Genomic DNA, 24,282 nt, shown 5'->3' with positions numbered 1-24,282 from the left:
TGATACCGGCGGGCGTCATGATGGTGCGACTCGGCACATGAGCCGCCCCCCCTCGCGGCGGCACCGGAGATTGAGTTCGTCGTGGTCGCCACCTTTCGTCGCCATTCACTCGCGGGCGAGATGCTGGTACTCCAGCTCGCCATCGTCGTGGTGGTGCTGCTGGCTGTCGCCGCGGTCTCCCTCGCCCAGTCCCAGGCCACCTTCAACCGCGTCGAGGGACGCCGGGTGAGCGCGCTCGCCGAGCAACTGGCCGCCAACCCGCTGGTGCGCAGCCAGCTGGTGCGTCCCGCGCCGGGGGAGGCGCTCGCCCCGCTGGTGCTCGCCACGCAGGCGCAGTCGGGGGTGACGTCGGTGACGGTGGCCGACGGAGCGGGGCGGATCGTCAGCTCCACGAACCCCACGGCGATCGGCGAGCGGATGCGGCTCGGGCCTGGCACAGCCCGGGGGCGTGGCTGGTCCGGGCAGCTCACACTGGACGGTCACCGCGAGCTGGCCGCCCAGGTGCCCGTCCTCGGAGCCACCGAGGAGAACCTGGGCCGGATCCTCGGCACGGTGATGATCGGCGAGGCCGATCCGACGGTGTGGCAGCGGCTCAGCGGCGCCTCCTCCTACCTGCTCGCCTATCTCGGCATCGCCAGCGGACTCGGCGTGGCGGGCTCCTGGCTGCTGGCGCGGCGGGTCAAACGGCAGACCCTCGGGCTGGAGCCGGGCGAGATCGCCGGGCTCGCCGAACACCGGGAGGCGATGCTGTACGGGATCGCCGAGGGCGTGATCGCCCTGGACCCGCAGCACCGGCTCACCCTCGTCAACGACATGGGCCGCCGCCTGCTCGACCTGCCGAAGGACTGCGTCGGCCAGAGCCTGGAGGGCCTCGGTGTCGACGGGCAACTGCGCGACGTGCTGTCCGGCACCGCCGCCGGCGAGCGTGACGAGGTCGTCGTCCGCCACGGCCGGGTCCTGGTGATGAACCGGATGACCGTCACCAAGGACGGCCGGCCCCTCGGCTCGGTCACCACTCTGCGCGACCGCACCGAACTCGCCCGGCTGGAACGGGAGATCGGCTCCTTCCGCAGCTCCTCCGAACTGCTGCGCGCACAGGCGCACGAGTTCGCCAACCAGCTGCACACCATCTCCGGGCTGATCCAGATCGGCGAGCAGGACGAAGTCGTCAGCTACATCCGCGCGCTGAGCCGGCGCCGCCAGTCCCTGGACGTCACCCTCAGCCGCCGCGTCCGGGACACCGCGGTCGCCGCGCTGCTGATGGCGAAGGCGTCCCTCGCGGCGGAACGGAAGGTCAGCCTGCGGATCTCGGACGACACCGCGCTGGAGCGGCTGGCCCCGGAGGACGCCGCCGACGTGGCGACCGTGGTGGGCAACCTGGTGGACAACGCCGTCGACGCCGCCGCCGCCCGGGACGACGCCTGGGTGGAGGTCGCGCTGCGGCAGGACGCCTCCAGCGTGGAGATCGCGGTCCGCGACTCCGGGCCGGGCGTGGCTCCGGAACTGGCCCGCGAGGTCTTCTCCCACGGCTTCACCACCAAGGCCGCGCGGGAGGGCGAGAGCGGTATCGGACTGGCTCTGACCAAGCTGGTCTGCGAACGGCACGGGGGAGAGATCTCGGTGGCCAACACCCCCGAAGGGGCCGTGTTCACCGCACGCATGACCGTCAGCCACCTCGCCGGTACGGTGAGGGAAGGAGCGGCCCCATGACCGCGGCAAGCGACAAGGCGGGCACGATCGACGTCCTCGTGGTCGACGACGACTTCATGGTGGCCAGAGTCCACCGCGCGTTCGTCGAACGCGTCGAGCCGTTCCGCGTCGTCGGTGCGGCCCACTCGGGCGGACAGGCCATCGAGGCGGTCGACGCACTGCGTCCCGACCTCATCCTGCTCGACCTGTACCTCCCCGACCTCTTCGGACTCGACGTCATCCCCCGGCTGCGCACCGCCGGGCACGACTGCGACGTGATGGTCATCAGTGCGGCGACGGAGGCCGACACCGTTCGCGGCGCGGTCCGCCGCGGTGTGGTCGACTACCTCCTCAAGCCCTTCGGTTTCGAGGACCTGCGCCTGCGCCTGGAGCGCTACGCCGCCCAGCGGGGCCGGCTGCTCACGACGGTGGTCCGGGGCCAGGCGGACGTGGACCGCGTCCTGGCCGGCGCGTTCGCCCCCGCACCGGCGTCCGGCCTGCCCAAGGGCATGAGCGTGGAGACCGCCGAACTCGTGGAGCGGGCCCTGCGCGAGGCCGACGGCACCCTGTCCGCCACCGAGTGCGCCGCCGTCACCGGTGTGTCCCGGGTGAGTGCCCGCCGCTACCTGGAGTACTTCCACGGCACCGGCAGCGCGGAGGTGTCCCTGCGCTACGGCGCCGCCGGCCGGCCCGAACGCCGCTACGGGTGGCGGGCCTGAGCCGCCAACCGGGCCCCGGCCGCGGGGCCCATGTCCTCGTGGTGGGCGTGTACGCGCCGCAGCAGAGAGGCGAGTTGCTCCCGTTCGGCCTCGCTCAGCGGCGTCAGGAGATCCTCGTCCGCGGACGCGATGTCGGCGTTGAGATGGTCGAGCGCGGTCCTGCCCTCCGGGGTGACGCGGACGTCGACGCGGCGGCGGTCGGCGAGGCTGCGCACGCACTCGACCTGTCCCGCCGCGGCCAGGTCCTTCACGATCTTCGCGAGGTCACTGGCGTTCATGTCCAGCCGCGCGGCCAGCACACCCTTGGGCTGCGGACCGAGGTCGGCGACCAGGGTCAGGACGGTCAGATGCCACAACCGCAAGCCTCTGGCGGTGAGCTTCTCCGACAGGGTACGGCGGGCGGCCTTCCCCGTCGCGTACATCAGGTACGCGCTGAGGTTCAGCACGCTGGGGGGCGTCATGCGTGAACCGTAGCCCGGCTGTGCCCTTCCTGTGAACGCCGGCCGGGCGGCGGCTGGTTGGAGTCCGGCGGATGACGCGTCAGGGGCGGTTGGTGAGGTAGCCGCCCATCGAGGTGAAGTACTCGGCCGCGGGCAACTCCCGTCCGTCCTCGGTCCGTACGCGTGTGATGGCCAGGCCGTGGTTGCGTCCGGTGCGGGCATCGGCGCCGGCGACGATCACCACGCCCTCGCCCTCGCGGTAGAAGATGCGGCCGGGCGTGCCGCCGTAGCGGCCCTCGGAGACGAACGAGGCCAGGACGTCGAGCCGCTTGCCCTGGTGGAAGGTGTAGGCGCTCGGGTACGGCTCGGACTGGGCGCGCACCAGTCGCTCCAGGTCCTCTGCCGGCCAGGTCCAGTCGATGCGGCTGTCCTCGTCGGACCGCTTGTGGAAGAACGACGCCCGGGAGCGGTCCTGCCGCGTGAACTCCGTCTGTCCGGAGGCGATCAGGCCGAGCGCGCCGATGGTGACCGGGGCGATGAGGTCGACGGTCTTGTGGAAGAGGTCGGTCGCGGTGTCCGTCGGCCCGACCGGCACGGCCTCCTGCCGGACGATGTCGCCGGCGTCGAGTTCGTCGTTCATCATGTGCGCCGTGACGCCCACCTCGGGCTCGCCGTTGATGAGAGCCCAGATCAGCGGGGAGAACCCGGCGTACTTCGGCAGCAGCGAGTCGTGCACGTTCAGTGTGCCGTGGCGGGGCAGGCCGAAGATGCGCGGGGGGATCCACGTACGCCAGTTGTTGGCCACGATGATGTCCGGATCGGCCTCCTTGAGGCGCTCGAACAGCTCGTCGTCGTCCGGGCGGTTGCGGATCAGCACCGGGACGCCGTGCTCCTCGGCGAGGTCCGCGACGGAGTCGCTCCAGATCTTCTCGTAGGCGTGCTCGCTCTTGGGGTGGGTCACGACCAGCACCACGTCGTGCTCGGACTCCAGGAGGGCTTGCAGGGTGCGGTGCCCCCAGGTCTGGTAACCGAACATGACGACCCGCATGGGGTTCCTCCTCAGAGCAAGGTACTGGCCGAGGCAAGTAAAGCAAGGCTTACCTTAGTGCGCAACGGGTGTGCGAGAAGGTGCAGTTGGCGGATCCTCGGTCCGAGGGGTGTCTGCTTTGTCCTGTCGACACCTCCACGGGTTTAGCTTAGGCTCACCTAAGTTCCTTGGGGTGCCGCCTCGTTGGCATGCCCGCCTTTCCTTCCCTCCACACCTGACACGCGGCTGCCCCGCACGATGGGAGTGACATGTCGCAGGTTCTTCCTGGTGACGCACCACCGGTCCACGACCTGATCGGTATCGGCTTCGGGCCGTCCAATGTGGCCATGGCGATCGCGCTGCGCGAGCACAACACCCGCGTCGGCAGGCAGGAGGCGGTCACCGCCCACTTCTTCGAGCAGCAGCCCCGCTTCGGCTGGCACCGCGGCATGCTCATCGACGACGCCACCATGCAGGTCTCCTTCCTCAAGGACCTGGTGACGCTGCGGAACCCGGCCAGCGAGTACAGCTTCCTCTGCTACCTGCAGAGCAAGGGCCGGCTGATCGACTTCATCAACCACAAGAACCTGTTCCCGCTGCGTGTGGAGTTCCACGACTACTTCGAGTGGGCCGCGGCCCAGGTCGACGACATGGTCTCCTACGGCCACGAGGTCGTCGGCGTCGCGCCCGTGACCCGGGACGGCGTCGTGGAGTACCTGGAGGTGACCGTACGGTCGGGCGGCGGCCTCGAAGTCCACCGGGCCCGCAACCTCGTCATCGGTACCGGCCTGCGCCCGCTCCTGCCCGAGGGCGTGGAGCGCGGCGAACGCGTCTGGCACAACTCCGAACTGCTCGCGAAAGTCGACGCGTTGGAGGAGGCCTCGCCCTCCCGGTTCGTCGTCGTGGGTGCCGGTCAGAGCGCCGCCGAGAACGTCGCCTACCTGCATCGGCGCTTCCCCCGGGCCGAGGTCTGCGCCGTCTTCTCCCGCTACGGCTACAGCCCCGCCGACGACAGCAGCTTCGCCAACCGGATCTTCGACCCCCAGGCGGTCGACGCGTACTTCGCGGCGCCCGAGGACATCAAGCGCCGGCTGATGGAATACCACGGCAACACCAACTACTCGGTGGTGGACATCGACCTGATCGACGACCTCTACCGGCAGTCGTACCAGGAGAAGGTTCTCGGCACCGAGCGGCTGCGGTTCCTCAACGTCTCCCGGGTCACCGGCGTCAAGGAGGCCCCGTCCGGCGTCCGGGCCACCGTCACATCCCTCGTCACCGGCGAGGAGACCGATCTGGACGCGGACGTCGTGGTCTTCGCCACCGGCTACAGCCCCGTCGACCCCACGGGCCTGCTCGGTGAGGTCGCCGACCGCTGCCTCCGCGACGACGAGGGCCGCGTCCGCGTCGAGCGCGACTGGCGCATCGCGACCGACGCCGCTCTGCGGTGCGGCATCTACCTGCAGGGCGGCACGGAACACACGCACGGCATCACCTCGTCCCTGCTCTCCAACACCGCCATCAGGGTGGGCGAGATCCTGGACTCGCTCCTCGGCCGCGGTGCCGCGCCCGTCGCGGACCGGACGCGGACGCTCGCCGACGGTACGGGCAGCACGACCCGCTAGTGCCGTGACGGGGCGAACGTCGCCTGCTGCGGCAGCAGGGAGGCACCGTCCGGTCAAGTCGCCGACCGCGCAAGGGATAACGTACGTCGACATGGGCACGACTGCTGCAGTGGAGCGCCCCGCGCCCAGGGGCTCGGCACTGACCCGCCGGCGACGGGTCGTGGGTTTGGGCACCCTCCTGGCGGTCCTCGTGATCGCCGTAATCCTGTCGCTGGCCGTCGGCGCACGCGCGCTCAGCCCCACCGAGGTGTGGCAGGGGCTGTTCGGCGCCCCGGAGGCCGGCCGGCGGCTCACGGAGATCAGACTCATCGTCGAGACGGTGCGGGTGCCCCGCACGGTCCTCGGGATCGTCGCGGGCGTCGCCCTCGGCGTCGGCGGGGCGCTGATCCAGGGCTTCACGCGCAACCCGATCGCCGACACGGGCCTGCTGGGGGTGAACTCCGGTGCCTCGTTCGCGGTCGTGGTGGCGATCTCCGTGTTCGGGCTCGGTGACCCGTTCCAGTACGTCTGGTTCGCCTTCGCCGGGGCGGCCGTCGCCGGTGTCGTGGTGTTCGGGCTGGCGAGCATCGGGCGCGGGGCGGGCAATCCGCTCACCCTCGCCCTGGCCGGCCAGGGCGTCACGGTGTTCCTCGCGGCGATGACCACCGCCGTCGCGCTGTCCGACCAGGCGGCGCTGAACGCCCTGCGGTTCTGGAACGCGGGCTCCCTCGCCGGTACCGGATTCGACGTCATCTGGCCGGTGACCGCCTTCATCGGCGCCGGGCTGGTGCTGGCCCTGACCACACTGCCCTCCCTCAACCTGCTCAACCTGGGCGACGACGTGGCCCGGGGGCTGGGCGTGAACACCGCGCTGAGCCGGACCGTCGGCATCACCGCCATCACCCTGCTGGCGGGCGCGGCGACGGCCGCGTGCGGGCCCATCGCCTTCCTCGGACTCATGGTGGCCCACGTCGCCAGGTACCTGACCGGGCCGGACTACCGCTGGCTCGTGCCGTACGCCGGTCTGCTCGGGGCCGTCGTGCTGCTGCTCTGCGACATCGTCGGCCGACTGGTGGTACGGCCGGGCGAGTTGGACGCCGGCGTCCTCGTGGCGCTCCTCGGCGCCCCCTTCTTCGCGGTTCTCGTGTGGCGCGGAAAGTTCAGGAAAGCATGAACGTGACCGATGTGAAGCCGTCCCTGCCGCCGGGCGTGCGGCTCGGCCGGGTGTCGTTCGTCTGGCGGCCCTGGATCGTGTGCGTCACGCTGCTGCTCGCGGCGGCGACCTTCCTGGTGTTCTGCGTGTCCATCGGCGTCGGGGACTTCCCGATCGGCCTTCCGCAGGTGATCGCCACGATCCTCGGACGGGGCGAGCGGGTCGACCAGTTCGTCATCATGGACCTGCGGATGCCGCGCGCCCTGGCCGGGCTCGTCGTGGGCGTCACGCTCGGGGTGTCCGGGGCGATCACGCAGTCCATCGCGCGCAACCCCCTGGCCAGCCCGGACGTACTGGGGATCACCCAGGGGGCCAGTGCGGTCGCGGTGTTCCTGGTGACCGTCTCGGGCGGGACCGCCGCGGCGATCGTCAACTCCGTCGGCCTCTCGGCAGCGGCGCTCGCGGGCGGGCTCGGCACGGGCCTGCTGGTGTACTTCCTGGCGTGGCGGCGCGGGGTAGACGGTTTCCGGCTCATCCTCATCGGCATCTCGGTGAGCGCCGTGATGGAGGCCATCACGACCTGGCTGCTGGTCACGGCCGACATCAGGGATGTCGCCCGGGCCCAGGTGTGGCTGGTCGGCTCGCTGGAGGACAGCTCGTGGGGCGAGGTCCGGACCGCCCTGTGGTGCGGGCTCGTCCTCCTGGCCGTCGTCTCCTGCGTCGCCTTCCAGTTCAGGCCGATGCACTTCGGCGACGAGGTCGCCGCGGGCCTGGGCGTCCGGTACGCGAGGGTGCGGGCGGTCCTGCTGCTGTGCGCGGTGCTGCTGGCCGGTGTGGCGGTGAGCGCGGCGGGCCCGGTGCCGTTCGTCGCGCTGGTGGCACCGCAGGTGGCGATGCGTCTGGCGCGCTGTCCCACCCCGCCGATGGCGGCCTCGGGCCTGGTGGGTGCGTTGCTGCTGATCGGCTCGGACCTCATCGCGCGCACGGCGCTGCCGGTCTCGCTCCCGGTCGGCGTGGTCACCGCCGCGATCGGCGGGCCCTTCCTCGTCTATCTGCTGGTGCGTGCGAACCTCCGGTAGATGTACAAGAGTCAGGTGAACCTAAGCAAGGGGGGACCCGTGGTCGCACAGTCCGTCACCGAGGCCGCGGTCGGCGGCGCCTCGCGGCTGGCAGCCCGAGGCGTCACGGTCGGCTACGGCGGCCGGGTCGTCATCGACGAACTCGACGTGGCGATACCGCCCGGCGTGATCACCACGATCATCGGTCCCAACGGCTGCGGGAAGTCGACCCTGTTGCGGACGCTGTCGCGGCTGCTCAAGCCGGCCAGGGGGTCGGTCGTCCTGGACGGCGAGGACATCGGCCGGCTCAGGACCCGGGACGTGGCGAAGAAGCTCGGCCTGCTCCCGCAGGCTCCGGTCGCACCGGAGGGGCTGACCGTGGCCGACCTGGTCGCCAGGGGCCGTCACCCGCACCAGAGCTGGCTGCGCCAGTGGTCGTCCGACGACGCCGACGTGGTGGAACGCGCACTCGCCATGACCGGGGTGTCCGACCTCGCCGACCGCCCGGTCGACGCGCTGTCCGGCGGGCAGCGGCAGCGCGTGTGGATCTCGATGACGCTGGCTCAGGGCACCGATCTGCTGCTGCTCGACGAGCCGACGACGTATCTGGACCTGGCGCACGCCGTCGACGTCCTCGATCTGGTGGACGACCTGCACGAGTCCGGCTGCACCGTCGTCATGGTGCTGCACGACCTCAACCTGGCCACGCGCTACAGCGACAACCTCGTGGTGATGCGGGAGGGTTCGATCCTGGCGCAGGGGCATCCGCGTGAGGTCATCACCGCCGAACTGCTGCACGAGGCCTTCGGGTTGCGAGCCCGGGTGATCGACGACCCGGTCGGCGACCGGCCGCTGATCGTGCCGATCGGGCGGACACACGTGGTGCCGGGACACCTCCCGGCGCCCGAGCAAAAGTAAGGCTAGGCTCACCTCATTAACTCGCGATAAGGTTTGCCTGCCCTTAGGCGAGGGTGCAGCGAACTAGCGCGAAAGCAAGGGGTTTTGGATGCTCCTCCATCGAACGACGCCCGGGAAGCCATGGCGGCGGCTGGCGGCGGTCCTCTCCGCCGCCGCCCTCGGTGTCGGTCTCCTCGCGGGATGCGGTTCCGACTCGGCGGACACGGCGGACAACAAGAACGAGGGCACTCAGGCCGCGGCCGCAGGGGCGTTCCCGGTCACCGTGGAGCACGCGTTCGGATCCACGACGGTCGAGAAGGCACCCCAGCGGGTCGTCTCCGTCGGCTACACCGACGACCAGACCGTCCTGGCTTTCGGCATCAAGCCCGTCGGCATGGTCGACCAGTATCCGAACCCGCCGGGCAAGAGCCCCGACATCAACACCCAGTGGCCCTGGGTGAAGGACAAGTGGGGTGACGCCAAGCCCGAGGTCGTCATGAAGAACGGCGACTCCGGACCCAACTACGAGAAGATCGCGGCCCTTCGCCCCGACCTGATCGTCGCGGTCTACTCCGAGATCGACCAGGCCGCCTACGGCAAGCTCTCCAAGATCGCCCCGACGGTGGCCCGCACCAAGGGCGAGAAGGAGCCCTTCAGCGCGCCCTGGCAGGACAACGCCCTGCACATCGCCAAGGCCCTCGGCAAGGCCGATGAGGGCCAGAAGATGGTCGACGGCATCCAGGGGCAGCTCGACGCGGCCAGGAAGGCGCACCCCGAGCTCGGCAAGGAGACCGCCGTCGCGTTGTCCTGGTACAAGGACTCGGTGGCACCCTTCACCTCGACCGACGTGCGCGGCCGGCTCGTCACGGGCATCGGCTACAAGTACCAGACCGAGATCGACAAGGTCGCGGGCGGCAACTTCTACACCACGCTCTCGCCGGAGCGCATCGACCTCGTCGACGTCGACCACATCTTCGTCATCAACGACAAGGCCGACACCGAGGCGCTCAAGAAGTTCAAGCTGTTCGCCAACCTCGACGCGGTGAAGAAGGGCAACGTGTCCTACCTGCTCGACAGTGAGGGTCCGGCGGTCGGCGCGGCCATCTCCCAGGGCACCCTGCTGTCCATGCCGTACGCGATCGACGAGCTCGTCAAGTCGGTCGAGTAGGGAGTGAGCACCACCGACACGCGCGTCGCCCCGGCGGCCCTGCGCACGACGACCGGACGCGAGGCCGCCCGCTGGGTCGCGGCACACTGCCGCACGATGCCCGGGCTGACGACCGCGACCGTGCTCACCACGGTCGCGGGGGCGGCGCTCCAGGTGCTGCCGGTGCTCCTGCTCGGCCGGGTGGTCGACGGGGTCGTCGGGGGCGAGGACCGTTCGGTCCTGGTCACGATCGGGGTGCTGATCGGTGCCGCCGCGCTGCTCGGCGCGGCGGCCACCGCGGTGTCGACGTACCTGATCGGACGGCTGGGCGCGGATCTGCTCGCGCGGCTGCGTGAAGGCGCCGTCCGGGCGGTGCTCGGCATGCCGAGCGCACGGATCGAGCAGGTGGGCCGGGGTGACGTGCTCTCCCGGGTCGGTGACGACGTGGCCGTGATCTCCAAGGGCATCCGCACGGCCGTCCCCACGGTGTTCTCGGCGGGCGTCCTGGTCGTCATCGCCACCCTCGGCATGTTCGGACTGGACTGGCGGCTGGGCCTGGCCGGCGCCGGCGCGCTGCCCGCGTACGCGCTGGCGTTGCGCTGGTACCTGCCCCGGTCCGCACCGCTGTACCGGAAGCAGCGCGTGGCCCAGGCCGACCGGGCCCAGGCCTTCATCAGCGGCCTGAACGGCATCGACACGGTCCGTGCCTACCGCCTGGAGGGCGCCTTCCGCGAGAAGGTCACCACCGAGTCGTGGCGGGTGCGCGAGCTCGGCATCGAGGTGTTCCGGTTCTTCGGCCGGTTCGTCGGCCGGGAGAACCGCGCCGAGTTCATCGGCCTGGTCCTGATCCTCGTGGTGGGGTACGCCCTGCTGGAGGCCGACGCGGCCACCCTGGGCGAGGTGTCGGCGGCCCCGCTGCTGTTCCACCGGCTGTTCACCCCGCTGGGCGCCATCATGTTCACCTTCGACGAGGCGCAGAAGTCGGGAGCGAGCCTGACCCGCCTGGTCGGGGTGCTGGGGGAGTCCGCCGAGGAGCGGCTGGTCGGCGACGAGTCCGTCACGGCGGCCCGGGCCGGAACGCACCCGGTGACGGTCGAGGGGCTGACGTTCCGTTACCCGGGCTCCGAGGAGCCGGTGCTGCGGGATGTCGACCTGGCGATCCCGGGTGGTGGTTCGCTCGCCCTGGTGGGTGCCACGGGGGCGGGCAAGACGACGCTGGCCGCGCTGATCGCCGGTATCGGTACTCCGGAGTCCGGGTCGGTGCGCATCGGGGCGACGGACCTCGCCGATCTGGACGAGGCCGGAGCGCGGGCCCTGGTGAGCATCCTGACGCAGGAGACGCACGTGTTCTCCGGCCCGCTCGCCGACGACCTGCGGCTGTCCGCGCCGGGGGCGAGCGACGCCGAGTTGATGGACGCGTTGCGCACCGTCGGTGCCGAGGGCTGGGTCGCCGCGTTGCCCGACGGGCTGAACACCCCGGTCGGCGAGGGCGGTGAGCGCCTGGACGTCACCAAGGTCGCCCAGATCGCCCTGGCGCGGCTGGTGCTGGGCCGGGCGCCGGTGGTGGTGCTCGACGAGTCAACCGCGGAGGCCGGCAGCGAGGGTGCCGCCGAGCTGGAGCGGGCCGTACTGGCCGCGTGCGCGGGCCGGACCACGCTGTTCGTGGCGCACCGGCTGACCCAGGCGATGGCCGCGGACCGGATCGCCGTGCTCGACTCGGGACGCGTCGTGGAGCAGGGGACGCACGAGGAACTGGTGGCTCTGGGCGGCCGGTACGCACGACTGTGGCGGGCCTGGCGAGAGGGTAGTTAGGCAACCCTTATTTAGGTTAGCCTAACTCCACATTCTGGAAGGGACGCTGAGTCTTCGATGATGGAACCGCACGCTCGTCTCGCACTGCTGTCTCCCACGCGCCTGGCCGATGTGCGCCGGCGGATCGGCGACTACCCGGACAGGACCATCACCGAGGCCTGCGCCATCGGCCTGTCGTACTGGGCGACGGGCCGAAGCCCCGAGGGCATCGACCTCACCCCCGGCACCCTCTTCGCCGACGTCCTCGGCTGGGTCGACAACGGCCGTGCCGCGCCTGGCGGTTGGGACGTCACCCCGGACGGCCACGGCATCACCGTCCCCGACGGCGTCACACCCGAGGACGCCCAGCTCGCCCTGGACGACCTGGCCGACTTCCCGGACCGGCCCCTCGGCACCATCGGCCCGTCCTGCGTCGCGGACAGACTCCGGACCCTGGCCGGGTGGAACGACAACCGGGCCGACCGGGTCCGCCCCACCATCGTGGAGCTGTTCCACGAGCAGGCGCGTGCCCGGCCGGACGCCGTGGCCGTCATCGACGAGCACCGGTCGCTGACGTACCGTGAGGCAGCCGAACGCGCCGGCCAGCTGGCCCACCACCTGCTCGCGCGCGGACTCGGTTCCGAACAGGTGGTGGGGATCTCCCTGACCCGCTCCGCCGACATGGTCATCGGGCTGCTGGCCGTGCTCCAGGCCGGGTGCGCCTTCGTACCGCTGGATCCGCAGTGGCCCGCCGGGCGCCGGGCCGTCGTCATCGAGGACGCCCGGGTCGTCGTCCAGCTCAACACCTCGGGCGAGCACGACCCGGCCGAACCGGACGCCGTGGCCGTCGACCTGGGTGACTGGCGGTACGGCTCGTACCCGGCGCAGGGGCCCGACGTCACCGTCCTCGGCGACGCGCTGGCCTACGTGATCTTCACGTCCGGTTCCACCGGACGCCCCAAGGGCGCGATGATCCGGCACGAGGCGATCAGCGAGCGCCTGCTGTGGCAGGTGAACGAGATCCTCGGCTTCGGCCACGACGACGCCTCGCTGTTCAAGGCGCCGCTGTCCTTCGACATCTCCATCAACGAGATCTTCCTGCCGCTGGTCTCCGGCGGCCGGCTCGTCGTCCTGCGGCCCAGCGGCGAACGCGACCCGCACCACCTGCTGAGCGTCATCGCCGAACACCGCGTCACCTTCACGTATCTGGTGTCGTCCATGCTGGACGTGCTGCTGGAGATGGCCGGCGACTCCGGCCGCCTGGACAGCCTGCGGCACGTGTGGTGCGGCGGGGAGGTGCTCACCCCGGAGCTGTACGAGCGGTTCCGCACCAAGCTCGACAACATCCCCATGTACCACGGCTACGGCCCCGCCGAGACGACCATCGGCGTCTCGCACGTCATCTACCGGGGCGCCGCGGAACGGCTGTCGACATCCATCGGCAAGGCCAACCCCAACACCCAGCTCTACGTTCTGGACGAGGAACTGCGCCCGGTCCCGGTCGGCGTCGGCGGTGAACTCTACGTCGGCGGCTTCCTCCTGGGCCGCGGCTATGTCAACGCGCCCGGCCTGACCGCCTCCCGCTTCGTCGCCAACCCCTTCGCGAACGACGGCTCCCGCCTCTACCGCACCGGCGACCTCGCCCGCTTCGCCCCCGACGGATCGCTGGACTTCCTCGGCCGCGCCGACAACCAGATCAAGATCCGCGGCATGCGGCTGGAGATCGAGGACGTCGAGGCCTCTCTCGCCGAACACCCCCGCGTCCGGCACACCTGCGTCGTCGCGCAGAAGAACGCGGCCGGCGGCACCTACCTCGTCGGCTACGTCATACCCGCCGCCGGCAGCGAGGAGCTGCGGGCCGACGAGGTCAAGACATGGGCCGGCGCGCACATGGTCGAGTACATGGTGCCCGCCCACATCGTCGTGCTGGAGGAGTTCCCGCTCACCGCCAACGGCAAGCTCGACCGGAACGCCCTGCCCGAGCCCGGCATCGAGACCGGTTCCCTCGTCCACCCCACCACCGACGACGAACGCGCGGTGTGCGCCGCCGTCGCGGAGGTGCTGCGCATCCCGGAGGCCGGCGTCGACCAGGACTTCTTCCAGCTCGGCGGCGACAGCATCCTGGCGATCTCCCTGCTGAGCGCGCTGCGCGAGCAGGGCCTGCACGTCACGGCACGGCAGATCTTCACCCACAGCACCGTGGGCGCGCTGGCAGCGGTCGCGAGCCGCGAGGACGTGTCCGCCGTGGACCACGCCGATGTCGCCACCGGCACCGTCGTGGGCTCGCCCGTCGTGCAGTGGCTCGGCGAGACCACGGACGCCATCGACGGCTTCGTCCAGTCGGTCGTCCTCACCACCCCCGCAGACCTGACAGCCGACGCCCTCGACACGATCCTCACCGCCCTGGTCGCCCGGCACGACATGCTCCGCGCCAGGCTGGTACGCGGCAGCCGCTGGAGCTTCGACATCCCCGAGGCGGACCGGGCCGTACCCGGCGCGCAGCAGAGCGACCGGCCGCTCGACGAGTGCGTCGCCCTCGCCGCCGCCGGACTGGACCCCTCGAACGGCGCGATGCTCCGGGCTGTCTGGCGCCCCGAGGCCCGCCAACTCGTCCTGGTCGCCCACCACGTGGTCATCGACGGCGTCTCCTGGCGCGTCCTGATGGAGGACCTGGCCACCGCCTGGCGGCAGTTCTCCTCGGGCGCCCCCATCGAACTCCCCCCGGTGGGCACGTCGTTCCGGCGCTGGACCCAGCTGCTGGAACGCGCGGCCTTCGACGCCGACAGCTCCTACTACTGGCGTCCCCTGCCCGGCGAGGACCATCCGCTGGCCCGCCGGGCCCTGTCCGGGACCGACATCGTGGCGAACGAACGCCTGCGGACCGTGGCGGTCGGCCCCGAGGTCACGGCCGCGCTGCTGAACGAGATCCCCGCGAAGTTCCACGCCGGCGTCAACGACGTCCTGCTCACCGCGCTCGCCGTCGCCCTCGCCCGCCGGCGCCGCGACCTCGGCCAGGACCAGACCTTCGCCCACATCGAGCTCGAAGGCCACGGCCGCGAAGGGCGGTTCGTGGCGGGCTCCGCCGGCTTCGAGCCGGAACTGTCGCGCACCGTGGGCTGGTTCACCACTCTCTTCCCGGTCACCGTGGACCCCGGCACGGCACCCGACCTCACCGCCCCCGAGTACCTGACCGCCGCGCTCAAGGCGGTCAAGGAAGACCTCGCCCGGGTACCGGACAACGGCGTCTCCTACGGCGCCCTGCGCTACCTCACCCACACCGGGTTCGACACTCCCGCCCCTCAGGTGCTCTTCAACTACCTCGGCCGTTTCGCCGCCGGCGCCCCCGGCGACTGGCAACTCGCGGGCACCACCGGCCAGCTGGGCGAGAAGCGCGATCCACGGATGCGGCTGCCGCGCGCCCTGGAGTTCAACGCGATCGCCGAATCCGCCGCCTCCGGCGCCTACGAGCTGGTCACCACCATCTCCTGGCCCGACGGCATGTTCACCGACGCCGACATCACGACACTCGGCGACTACTTCCGCACGGCCCTGGCCGGGCTCGCCGCGCTCGACCAGGGCGGCCACTCGCCCAGCGACTTCCCCCTGGTGCCGCTCACCCAGACCGACGTCGACGCCCTGGACGGCCCGGCGCTGCGGGACATCCTGCCCCTGACCCCATTGCAGGAAGGCCTCTACTTCCACTCGGTCTTCGACGACGACTCGGCGGGCGCCTACGTCGAGCAGCAACTGCTCACGCTGGACGGCGAGGTGGACGCCGACCGGCTCGCGACGGCGGCCACCCGCCTGCTCACCCTGTTCCCGAACCTCGCCGCCCGCTTCACGGCCCTCGCCGACGGCCGCGTGGTCTCGGTCCTGGAGAACGGCGCCGAGGCCCCCTTCACCACGCTGGACCGCCCCGGCATCACCGACGAGGAGATACGCGACCTCGCCGAACGGGACCGCCGCACCGGCTTCGACCTGGCCACCGGCCCCCTCATGCGGTACACCCTCATCCGTACCGGCTCCGGACGGAACGTCCTGGTGCAGACCGTGCACCACATCATCGCCGACGGCTGGTCCGTTCCGCCCATGCTCCGCGCGCTGCTCGCCGAGTACCACGCACCGGGCACCGTCTACCCGCTGGGCGGCTTCGCCGACTACGTCCACTGGCTCGCCGGCCGCGACGCCGCCGAGAGCGACCGCGTCTGGCGCGAGGAACTCGCCGACCTGCCCGGCCCCTCGCTGATCGCCGAGGGGCACACCCCCTCCGACCGTTTCGCCGACACCGCCGTGGAGCCCGAGGGCGACATCGACACCGCCGCCCGCGAGGCCGGGGTGCCGCTGAGCGTCGCCGTGCACAGCGCCTGGGCCCTCACCCTGGGCGGCCTCCTCCAGGGCCGGGACGTGGTGTTCGGCTCCACGGTCTCCGGTCGCGACGCCGACGTGCCCGGCATCGGGGACATGGTGGGCCTGTTCATCAACACCATCCCCGTACGCGCCCGTTGGACCCCCGGCACCACCGCGGCCGGCCTGCTCGCCTCGGTGCGCGACCACCAGAGCGCGGTCCTGCCGCACCAGCACGTCTCCCTGGCGCGCATCGGCCGCCAGAGCGGCGCCGGTGCCCTCTTCGACACGCTCGTGGTGTTCGACGTAGCCACCGACGTGACCTCCCTGCGGCGGCCCGGCGACACGCTGGCCATCACGGACCTCGTCAACGAGGGCGCCCCGCACTACCCGCTGACCCTGGTGGCCGAGCGCACACTCGACGGCCGCCCGCGCTTCAACCTCATCTACGACGCCGAACTCCTGCGCGAGACGACCGCCCGGGCGATCCTGCGCGCGTTCACCCGGGCCCTGACCGGCCTGCTCACCCACCCGGAGACCCCGGTCGACGGCCTGACGCCCGAGAGCGAGCGGCGTCCCGCACCGATCACCCCGGCCACCCCGGCCACCCTGGGCGGCCTGTTCGACGCCGCCGCCCGACGCGACCCGGCGGCCACAGCCGTCACCCAGTGCGGCCTCGACGGCGCCGCCCGCTCCCTCACCTACGGCGAACTGTCCGCTGCCAAGGACGCCCTGGCCTCCGCCCTGCGCGCGGCCGGGGCCGGCCCGGGCAAGCGGGTCGCCGTGGCCGTCCCGCGCTCCCTGGAACAGGTCGTCGCCCTGGTCGCGATCGTCAGCGCGGGCGGCGCGTACGTCCCGCTGGACCTGGCCTACCCGGACGAACGGCTGGAGTACATCCTCGCCGACGCGACCCCCCAGGTCGTCCTCGTGGACCGTGACCAGCGCGACCGCTGCACGGCACTCCTGGCCCGGGCGGGTGTGCCCGCCCGGGTGCTGGTGCAGGGCGAAGAGCCCCCGGCCGCCCCCACGGACCCCGTGCCCGAGCCCGACCGGCACACCCCGGCCTACGTGATCTACACGTCCGGATCGACCGGCCGCCCCAAGGGCGTCGTCGTCCCGCACTCCAGCGTGGTGTCGCTGCTCGCCCACACCCGGCCCGACATGGACTTCGGCCCGGACGACGTCTGGGTCCAGTTCCACTCCTTCTCCTTCGACTTCGCCGTCTGGGAGCTGTGGGGCGCGCTGGCGCACGGCGGTGAACTGCTGGTACCCGAGTACGGGCTGACGCGCTCCCCGGTCGACTTCCACCGGCTGGTCCGCGAGCGGGGCGTTACCGTGCTCAACCAGACCCCGTCCGCCTTCTACCAGTTCATCGAGGCCGACCGGCTCGCCGGCGAACCGCTGCCCGCCCTGCGCCGGATCATCTTCGGTGGCGAGGCACTGGACCCCGGACGGCTGCGCGGCTGGGTCGAGCGGCACGGCACGGCTGCCCCCGAGCTGGTCAACATGTACGGCATCACCGAGACCACCGTCCACGTCACCCACCGGGTGCTGACCGACGCCGACTTCGGCCCCGGCGACGACGTCAGCCCCATCGGCGGACCGATCCCGGGCCTGGTCACCTACCTGCTCGACGACCGGCTCCGCCCGGTGCCGCCCGGCCGGGAGGGCGCCATCTACGTCGCCGGCGACCAGGTGTCGCTCGGCTACCTGGGCAGGCCCGGGCTCACCGCGGGCCGCTTCGTGGCGGACCCGTTCACGGCCGACGGCTCCCGCATGTACCACACGGGCGACCTCGCGATCCGCGCTCTCGACGGCGAGTTGGTCTTCACCGGCCGTGCGGACGACCAGGTGCAACTCAAGGGATTCCGCATCGAGTTGGGTGAGGTGGAGGCCGCGATCAGGGCCCTGGACGGCGTGACCGACGTGGCCGTGACGGTGGCGGGGAGCGGCGACCACTTGGTGGCGCACGTCGTGGGCGGCGTGCCGGGTGATCTCGAACGTCGGCTGTCGGAGAAGCTGCCTGTCCACATGGTCCCGGGCCGAGTGCTCCCGATCGACGCCCTGCCCCTGACGATCAACGGCAAGCTCGATCGCAAGGCTCTGGTGGAGCGTTCCTCCGGGGGCGCGGGGCTGTATCCATGTGCCGCTCCGCCGCGGGGTGCGACAAGCCACAACGCACCCGCAGGCGAACACTCGGCGCTGGCCACGCTCGTCGAGATCTTCACGCGGACGCTACCCGGTTCGGACGTGACCGCCGACACCGACTTCTTCCGCGCCGGAGGCGACAGCATCATCGCCATCACGGTCGTGAACAGGGCCCGGGCACTGGGCCTGCCCATAGCCCCCCGGGACGTCTTCCTGCTCAAGACACCCCGGGCACTGGCCGAACACCTGGGAACACCCGCACACCCGCCCACGCCGGAGCCGGTCCACCGCGAAGACGGCCCCCTGCCCCCCACCCCGATCATCCTCCGCCAGCGCGAACTCGGCGGTTCCCTCACCCGCTTCGCCCAGGCCAGAACCCTCCAGGCCCCCGAAGGCACCGGCTACACCGACGCCGTACGCGCCGCGAACGCCGTGGTCGCCGCACACCCGGTCCTGCGGCTGCGCCTCGACACCGCACACGGGGTATGGGCCCTGCGCACCGACCCCGCCCGCGACATCACCGTCGCCCGCCCGGACACCACCGACGCGACGGCCGTCGCCGACGAGGCCGCCGGGCGGCTCGACCCCGGGTCCAGCGACGTCATCGCGTTCGTGTGGCTGGAGGCGAGCCGCACCCTCGTGGTCACGGTGCACCACCTGGCCGTCGACGCGGTCTCCTGGCTGATCCTGCTGGACGACCTGGCGGCGGCCCTGCGCGGGCAGGCCCTGGCCCCGCCCACCACGTCCTACGCCGAGTACGCCGAAGCCCTGACGCTGCGGTCGGCCCACGCCGCCGACGACCTCGGCCGCTGGGTCACCACACTCCAGGCACCCGAACTGCTGCCCGCCCCCGGCGGACTGCGCGAGACCACCGTCGTGCTCGCCCCCGATGTGAGCGACCGTCTCACGCGCACCGCGCCCGCCGCACTCGGCGCCGGTCTCACCGAGCTGCTGTGCGGCGCCCTGCGCACCGCGCTGACCCGGATCCAGCCCTCGCCCACCGACCTCGCGATCGACCTGGAGCGGCACGGCCGGGTCCCGGTCCTCGCACAGCACGACTACACCCGTACGGTCGGCTGGTTCACCTCCATCGCACCCGTGCGGCTCACCCCGCACACCGACCCGGTCGCCGCCGCGCGCGAGATCGTCGCGCGCCAGCCGGACGAGGCCGGGCACGTGGCCTACGGCCGGCTCAGGTACCTCAACCCGCAGACGGCCCCGCTGCTGACCGCCCGCCCGCAGGTGCTGTTCAACTACCTCGGCCGGGGCAGCGAGTCCCAGGCGCTGCACCTGACCGGCGGCGACCAGGGCAGCCCGTACGCCGTCGAGGTCAACGCGTGGACCGACGAGGCGACCGGAAGTCTGCTCGCCGAGTTCGTCCTCGCCGACGGTATCCCCGACGAGATCACCGAGCACTGGCGCGGCGCGCTCCAGCACCTCGCGGACGCCGCGGCGACGGCCGAGCGCACCGCACCGGTCACCCCGCTCCAGCGCGGCCTGTTCTTCCAGGCACAGATGGCGGGCTCCGCCGGACACTACGTCGCGCAGAACTGGTTCACCTTCGATCGGCGCCTGGACACCGGCGCGCTGGCCGAGGCGATGGCGTACGTGATCGCGCGGCACCCGGTCGCCGGCGCCGGCTTCGGCACCGACGACGACGGGAACCCGGTGCAGGTCCTCAAGGCCGGCCGGCGGGTCGACGTCCGTACGGTCACCCTGCCGACGGAAGCGGAGGCCGACGCCCTGCGTGCCCGGGACCGGGACAGGGGGTTCGACCCGGGTGAGCCGCCGCTGATCCGGCTGACCGTCGTACACCTGCCCGGTGACCGGGACGGCCTGCTGCTCAGCTACCACCTGCTGCTGTGGGACGGCTGGTCCCGGGAGATCGTCCTGCGCGACCTGTTCGACGCCTACCGTGCCGTCCTCGCCGGCGAGCCCCTCGATCCGACGCCGTCCTCGCCGGGCTTCGAGGAGTACGCCCAGGCACTGGCCGCCAGGGACGCGGCGGGGTCGGAGCGCTTCTGGGCGGACCATCTGGCGGCTCTGCCCGGCCCGACGCTGCTCGCCGGGCCGGCGCCGTCCTTCTCGGACGACCTGCCGAAGGCTCTCGTGCACACGTTGTCCGCCGAACAGTCCGCCCTGGTGCGGGAGGCGGCCCGGGCGCACGGCGTCACCCTGAACTCGGTGCTGACCGGCGCGTTCGGCCTGCTGCTCGGCGCACACACCGGCCGTGGCGACGCCGTGTTCGGCGTGACCGTCTCCGGCCGCGACGGCGAGGGACTGTCCGGCATCGTCGGCGTGCTGCTCAACACCGTGCCGATGTGGACCCGGGCCCGCCCGGACGACACGGTCCGCGCCTACCTGTCGGCCGTCCAGGCGGCCCGCGTCGAGGCGATGGAGCACGAGCACCTCGGGCTCGGCGAGATCCAGCGGGCCAGCGGACACGACACCCTGTTCGACAACCTGTTCGTGCTGCAGAACTTCCTGGACATGGACGCGTTCGCCGAGATGAACGCCCGGCACGGCATCACCTCGGTCAAGGCCGACGACTCCACCCACTATCCGTTCACCTGGGTCGTGACGCCCGGCGACCGGCTCACGGTCAAACTGGAGTACCGCGACGGCGACACCGGGAACGCCCGCCGTCTCCTCGACGACTACCTGAGCGTGCTCGAGGACCTGGCCCGGGCGACCGGGCCGGTGGGCGCGCTGCGGGGTCTGGGCACGGTTCCCGAGCGGGCCGCACGCACCGGCGTCGGCACGGACACCGTCGTCGACCGGTTCGACCGGGCGGCGGACCGCGACCCGCAGCGGGTGGCGCTCGTCGCCCACGGCTCGACGCTGACGTTCGCCGAACTCCGCGACCGCAGCCGGGCCGTGGCGGGTGTGCTCGCCGCGCGCGGGATCGGGCCGGAGACGACCGTGGGCCTCGCCATCCCGCGCTCCCTCGACTGGATCGCGGCGCTCTTCGCCGTCCTGCGGGTCGGCGCCGCGTACGTGCCGCTGGAGCTGGACCACCCGGACGAGCGGATCGCCGCCATCGTCGAGGACGCCCGGCCGGACGTGATCCTCACCGTGAGTACCGTGTCGCCCCGGCTGACGGGCGAACTGATCGAACTGGACCGGCCGCTTCCCGAGGCCGAGCCGTTCGTGACGTTCGCGCCGGACGACCCGGACCGGCTGCGTCACCCCGCGTACACGATCTACACCTCCGGCTCGACCGGGAAGCCCAAGGGCGTGGTGACCGAGTACGCCGGGCTCACCAACATGCTGATCAATCACCAGCGCCGGATCTTCGAGCCGGTGCTGGCGGAACACGGCCACCGGGTCTTCCGGATCGCGCACACCGTGTCGTTCGCGTTCGACATGTCGTGGGAGGAACTGCTGTGGCTCGCCGACGGCCACGAAGTGCACATCTGCGACGAGGAGTTGCGCCGGGACGCGCCCCGGCTGGTGGCGTACTGCCTGGAGCACGGGATCGACGTCGTCAACGTGACCCCGACCTACGCGCAGCAGCTGGTGGCCGAGGGCCTGCTCGACGACCCGGCCCGGCGCCCGGCGCTGGTGCTGCTCGGCGGTGAGGCCGTCACCCCGACGCTGTGGCAGCGGCTCGCCGACACCGAGGGCACGGTCGGCTACAACCTGTACGGGCCCACCGAGTACACCATCAACACCCTGGGCGTCGGCACCTTCGAGTGCGTGGACCCGGTGGTGGGCGTGGCCATCGACAACACGGACGTGTACGTCCTGGACCCGTGGCTGCGGCCGCTGCCGGACGGCGTACCCGGCGAGCTGTACGTGTCGGGCGTCGGCATCGCACGCGGCTACCTCGGGCAGCCCGCCCAGACCGCGCACCGCTTCGTCGCCTGCCCGTTCGGCGAGCCCGGCGAGCGCATGTACCGCACCGGTGACCTGGTGGTCCGCCGGCCGGACGGCAACCTGATGTACCTGGGCCGCACCGACCAGCAGGTCAAGATCCGCGGTCACCGGGTCGAACCCGGCGAGGTCGAGGCGGTGTTCGCGGCGCACCCGGCGGTGCGGTTCGCCGCCGCGGTCGCCCAGCCCGACCCGCAGGTCGACGGCGCCTACCGGCTGGCCGCCTACCTGGTCCTGGAGGGCGCGGAGCTCGGAGCCGTCGCCGCCGAAGTGGGCGCCGGGCTCCCGGACTTCCTGCGGCCCACGCACTACGCCCAGGTCGACAGCATCCCGCTGACGGTGAACGGGAAGGCTGACACCAAGGCACTGCCCGAGGCCAAGCCGCTGGGCGCGCTGACCACGGCGGGGGAGCGGGGCCCGCAGACCGAGACCGAGACCGTGGTCTGCGAGTACTTCGCCGAGGCACTGGACCTGGACGACGACGAGGTGAGCGCGGTGAGCGACTTCGTGTCCCTGGGAGGACACTCCATGCTGGCGGTACGGCTCGTCGGGCTGCTCCGCCGCGAGTACGGTCCCGTGATCACGATCCGCGATCTGTTCACCCTGCGAACCCCGGAAGCGATTGCCCGCCACCTCGATGACAACTGACACGCAGCGGCCCCGCCACGGGGCCGCCATCCTCCGGACCGCCCTGCGCCGCAACATCGGCGCCATGGCCTGGGGCACCCTCCTCATGGGCCTCTACCAGGCCGGTGAGACGGCGTTCCCCATCGCGCTCGGCCTGATCGTCGAGCACACGATGCGGGACGGCCGCAGCCTCCAGGCGCTCGCCGTGTCGATCGGCGCGCTCGCCGTGATCATCACGACGGTGTCGCTGTCGTGGCGGTTCGGCATGCGGATCCTGCAGAAGGCCAACACGACCGAGGCGCACCGCTGGCGGGTGAAGGTCGCCGCCTGCGGCCTGCAGCCCGTGGCCAGGGACGTCGACCTCAAGTCCGGCGAGGTGCTGACCATCGCCACCGAGGACGCCGACCAGACCGCCGACATCATCGAGGTGGTGCCGCTGCTGATCAGCTCACTCGTCGCTGTGCTGGTCGCGGCGGTCGCCCTGGGGCTGGCCGACATGCGGCTCGGTCTGCTGGTGATCGCGGGCACCGTCGCGATCCTGTCGATCCTCAGCGTGATGTCCAAGCGGATCGGCAGCAGCACCCAGGAGCAGCAGGCCCGGGTCGCGCGGGCGGGGGCGAAGGTCGCCGACCTGATCACCGGCCTGCGCCCGCTGCACGGCTTCGGAGGCAACCACGCGGCGTTCCGGTCCTACCGGAAGGTCAGCACCGAGGCGAAACACCAGTCGATCACCGTGGCCAAGGTGAACGGCGTCTACGCGGGTACCGCGCTGGCCCTCAACGCGGTCCTCGCCGGCGCCGTGACCCTGACGGCGGGCTGGCTGGCGTTCGAGGGCCGGATCACCGTCGGGGAGCTCGTCATGGCCGTGGGCCTGGCGCAGTTCATCATGGAGCCGCTCAAGCTGTTCTCGGAGATGCCCAAGTACGTGATGATCGCCCGCGCCTCGGCCGAGCGGATGGCGCTGGTGCTGTCGGCCCCGCCGGTGATGACCCCGGGCTCCGAACGCCCGCCCGCGGGCGGCGACCTGGAGATGGACTGTGTCCGCCACGGCACCCTGACCGACCTGAAGTTCCAGGTGAAGGCGGGCGAGTTCGTCGCCATCGCCCCCTACCAGCCGCGCGCGGCGGCCGACCTCGCCGCCGTCCTGGCCGTCAGCGTCCCGCCCGACGCGTACGAGGGAACGGTGCGGATCGGCGGCCGGGAGCTGGCGGACCTCTCCGTCGAGGCGGTCCGCGAGCACATGCTGGTCAACCCGTACGACGGGGAGATCTTCGCGGGCACCCTCCGCACCAACATCGACCCGTCGGGCACCAGTCGCACGGTCCCCGGCGCCGTCGAGGCCTCCATGCTGACCGACGTCGTGGCCCTGCACCGCGAGGGCCTCGACTACGGCGTCCGCGACCGGGGCGCCAACCTCTCCGGCGGCCAGCGCCAGCGCCTCTCCCTGGCCCGCGCCCTGGCCGCCGACACCGACGTCCTCGTCCTGCACGACCCGACGACAGCGGTGGACGCGGTCACCGAACAACTCATCGCCCGCAACGTGGCGAAGCTGCGCCGGGGCCGCACGACGATCGTGATCACCAGCAGCCCGGCGTTCCTGGACGCCGCGGACCGGGTCCTGGTCCTGGACGACGGAGTCATCGCGGCGGAGGGCACCCACCGCAACCTGCTGTCCCGGGACGAGGCGTACTGCCTGGCGGTCGCGCGGTGAATGTCCGAGGGGTCCGGGGAAGATGCCTCAAGGGGCGCGGGGATCGGCGCG

At 71.8% G+C, this 24,282-nt stretch carries 12 protein-coding genes; 10 read left to right on the top strand and 2 right to left on the bottom strand.

Features of this window, described 5'->3' with window-relative positions; genetic code table 11:
• Positions 1 to 81 precede the first annotated feature (81 nt).
• On the top strand, positions 82 to 1,710 hold the full coding sequence (locus tag ACFU3E_RS10055) for an ATP-binding protein (RefSeq protein WP_384154533.1): 1,629 nt from the start codon (positions 82 to 84) through the stop codon (positions 1,708 to 1,710).
• Entirely contained in the window at positions 1,707 to 2,408 is a 702-nt protein-coding gene (locus ACFU3E_RS10050; RefSeq protein WP_384154531.1) for a response regulator, read from the top strand. Before ACFU3E_RS10055 ends, ACFU3E_RS10050 begins: the two co-directional genes overlap by 4 nt.
• On the opposite strand, the gene ACFU3E_RS10045 is transcribed toward ACFU3E_RS10050, so the two are convergent.
• Together ACFU3E_RS10045 and ACFU3E_RS10040 are read right to left on the bottom strand one after the other, a co-directional pair.
• On the bottom strand, positions 2,390 to 2,869 hold the full coding sequence (locus tag ACFU3E_RS10045) for a MarR family winged helix-turn-helix transcriptional regulator (RefSeq protein WP_384154529.1): 480 nt from the start codon (positions 2,867 to 2,869) through the stop codon (positions 2,390 to 2,392). The two genes, ACFU3E_RS10050 and ACFU3E_RS10045, sit on opposite strands and share 19 nt — an antisense overlap.
• Before the next feature lie 79 nt (positions 2,870 to 2,948).
• On the bottom strand, positions 2,949 to 3,896 hold the full coding sequence (locus tag ACFU3E_RS10040) for a methionyl-tRNA formyltransferase (RefSeq protein WP_384154527.1): 948 nt from the start codon (positions 3,894 to 3,896) through the stop codon (positions 2,949 to 2,951).
• A 248-nt stretch (positions 3,897 to 4,144) separates the two neighbouring features.
• Here ACFU3E_RS10040 and ACFU3E_RS10035 point away from each other — a divergent pair, with 248 nt between their 5' ends.
• The 8 genes from ACFU3E_RS10035 to ACFU3E_RS10000 all read left to right on the top strand — a co-directional run bounded on the left by ACFU3E_RS10035 (position 4,145) and on the right by ACFU3E_RS10000 (position 24,231).
• Positions 4,145 to 5,500 carry a lysine N(6)-hydroxylase/L-ornithine N(5)-oxygenase family protein gene (locus tag ACFU3E_RS10035; protein ID WP_384154525.1) on the top strand — a complete coding sequence of 452 codons (1,356 nt, stop codon included), beginning with the start codon at positions 4,145 to 4,147 and terminating at the stop codon, positions 5,498 to 5,500.
• A 91-nt stretch (positions 5,501 to 5,591) separates the two neighbouring features.
• Complete coding sequence (locus tag ACFU3E_RS10030; RefSeq protein ID WP_384154523.1) at positions 5,592 to 6,653, top strand: FecCD family ABC transporter permease; 1,062 nt, start codon at positions 5,592 to 5,594, stop codon at positions 6,651 to 6,653.
• Complete coding sequence (locus ACFU3E_RS10025; protein ID WP_384154521.1) at positions 6,650 to 7,711, top strand: FecCD family ABC transporter permease; 1,062 nt, start codon at positions 6,650 to 6,652, stop codon at positions 7,709 to 7,711. The genes ACFU3E_RS10030 and ACFU3E_RS10025 overlap by 4 nt, the downstream gene beginning before the upstream one ends.
• A 39-nt stretch (positions 7,712 to 7,750) precedes the next feature.
• Complete coding sequence (locus ACFU3E_RS10020; RefSeq protein ID WP_384154519.1) at positions 7,751 to 8,608, top strand: ABC transporter ATP-binding protein; 858 nt, start codon at positions 7,751 to 7,753, stop codon at positions 8,606 to 8,608.
• A gap of 88 nt (positions 8,609 to 8,696) precedes the next feature.
• Positions 8,697 to 9,755: an iron-siderophore ABC transporter substrate-binding protein gene (locus tag ACFU3E_RS10015; RefSeq protein ID WP_384154517.1), complete on the top strand. Its 1,059-nt coding sequence runs from the start codon at positions 8,697 to 8,699 to the stop codon at positions 9,753 to 9,755.
• A 3-nt stretch (positions 9,756 to 9,758) separates the two neighbouring features.
• On the top strand, positions 9,759 to 11,546 hold the full coding sequence (locus ACFU3E_RS10010) for an ABC transporter ATP-binding protein (RefSeq protein ID WP_384154515.1): 1,788 nt from the start codon (positions 9,759 to 9,761) through the stop codon (positions 11,544 to 11,546).
• A gap of 57 nt (positions 11,547 to 11,603) precedes the next feature.
• The gene (locus ACFU3E_RS10005) at positions 11,604 to 22,541 is read left to right on the top strand and encodes an amino acid adenylation domain-containing protein (RefSeq protein WP_384154513.1); all 10,938 of its coding nucleotides are present in this window, start codon (positions 11,604 to 11,606) and stop codon (positions 22,539 to 22,541) included.
• Positions 22,531 to 24,231, top strand: coding sequence for an ABC transporter ATP-binding protein (locus ACFU3E_RS10000; protein WP_384154511.1), 1,701 nt, complete (start codon positions 22,531 to 22,533; stop codon positions 24,229 to 24,231). Before ACFU3E_RS10005 ends, ACFU3E_RS10000 begins: the two co-directional genes overlap by 11 nt.
• Positions 24,232 to 24,282: the final 51 nt, after the last annotated feature.

Source organism: Streptomyces sp. NPDC057424, assembly GCF_042803315.1.
Taxonomy (GTDB): domain Bacteria; phylum Actinomycetota; class Actinomycetes; order Streptomycetales; family Streptomycetaceae; genus Streptomyces.
The sequence above is the reverse complement of the archived record's forward strand: the minus strand, read 5'-3'. Positions and strand labels throughout refer to the sequence as shown.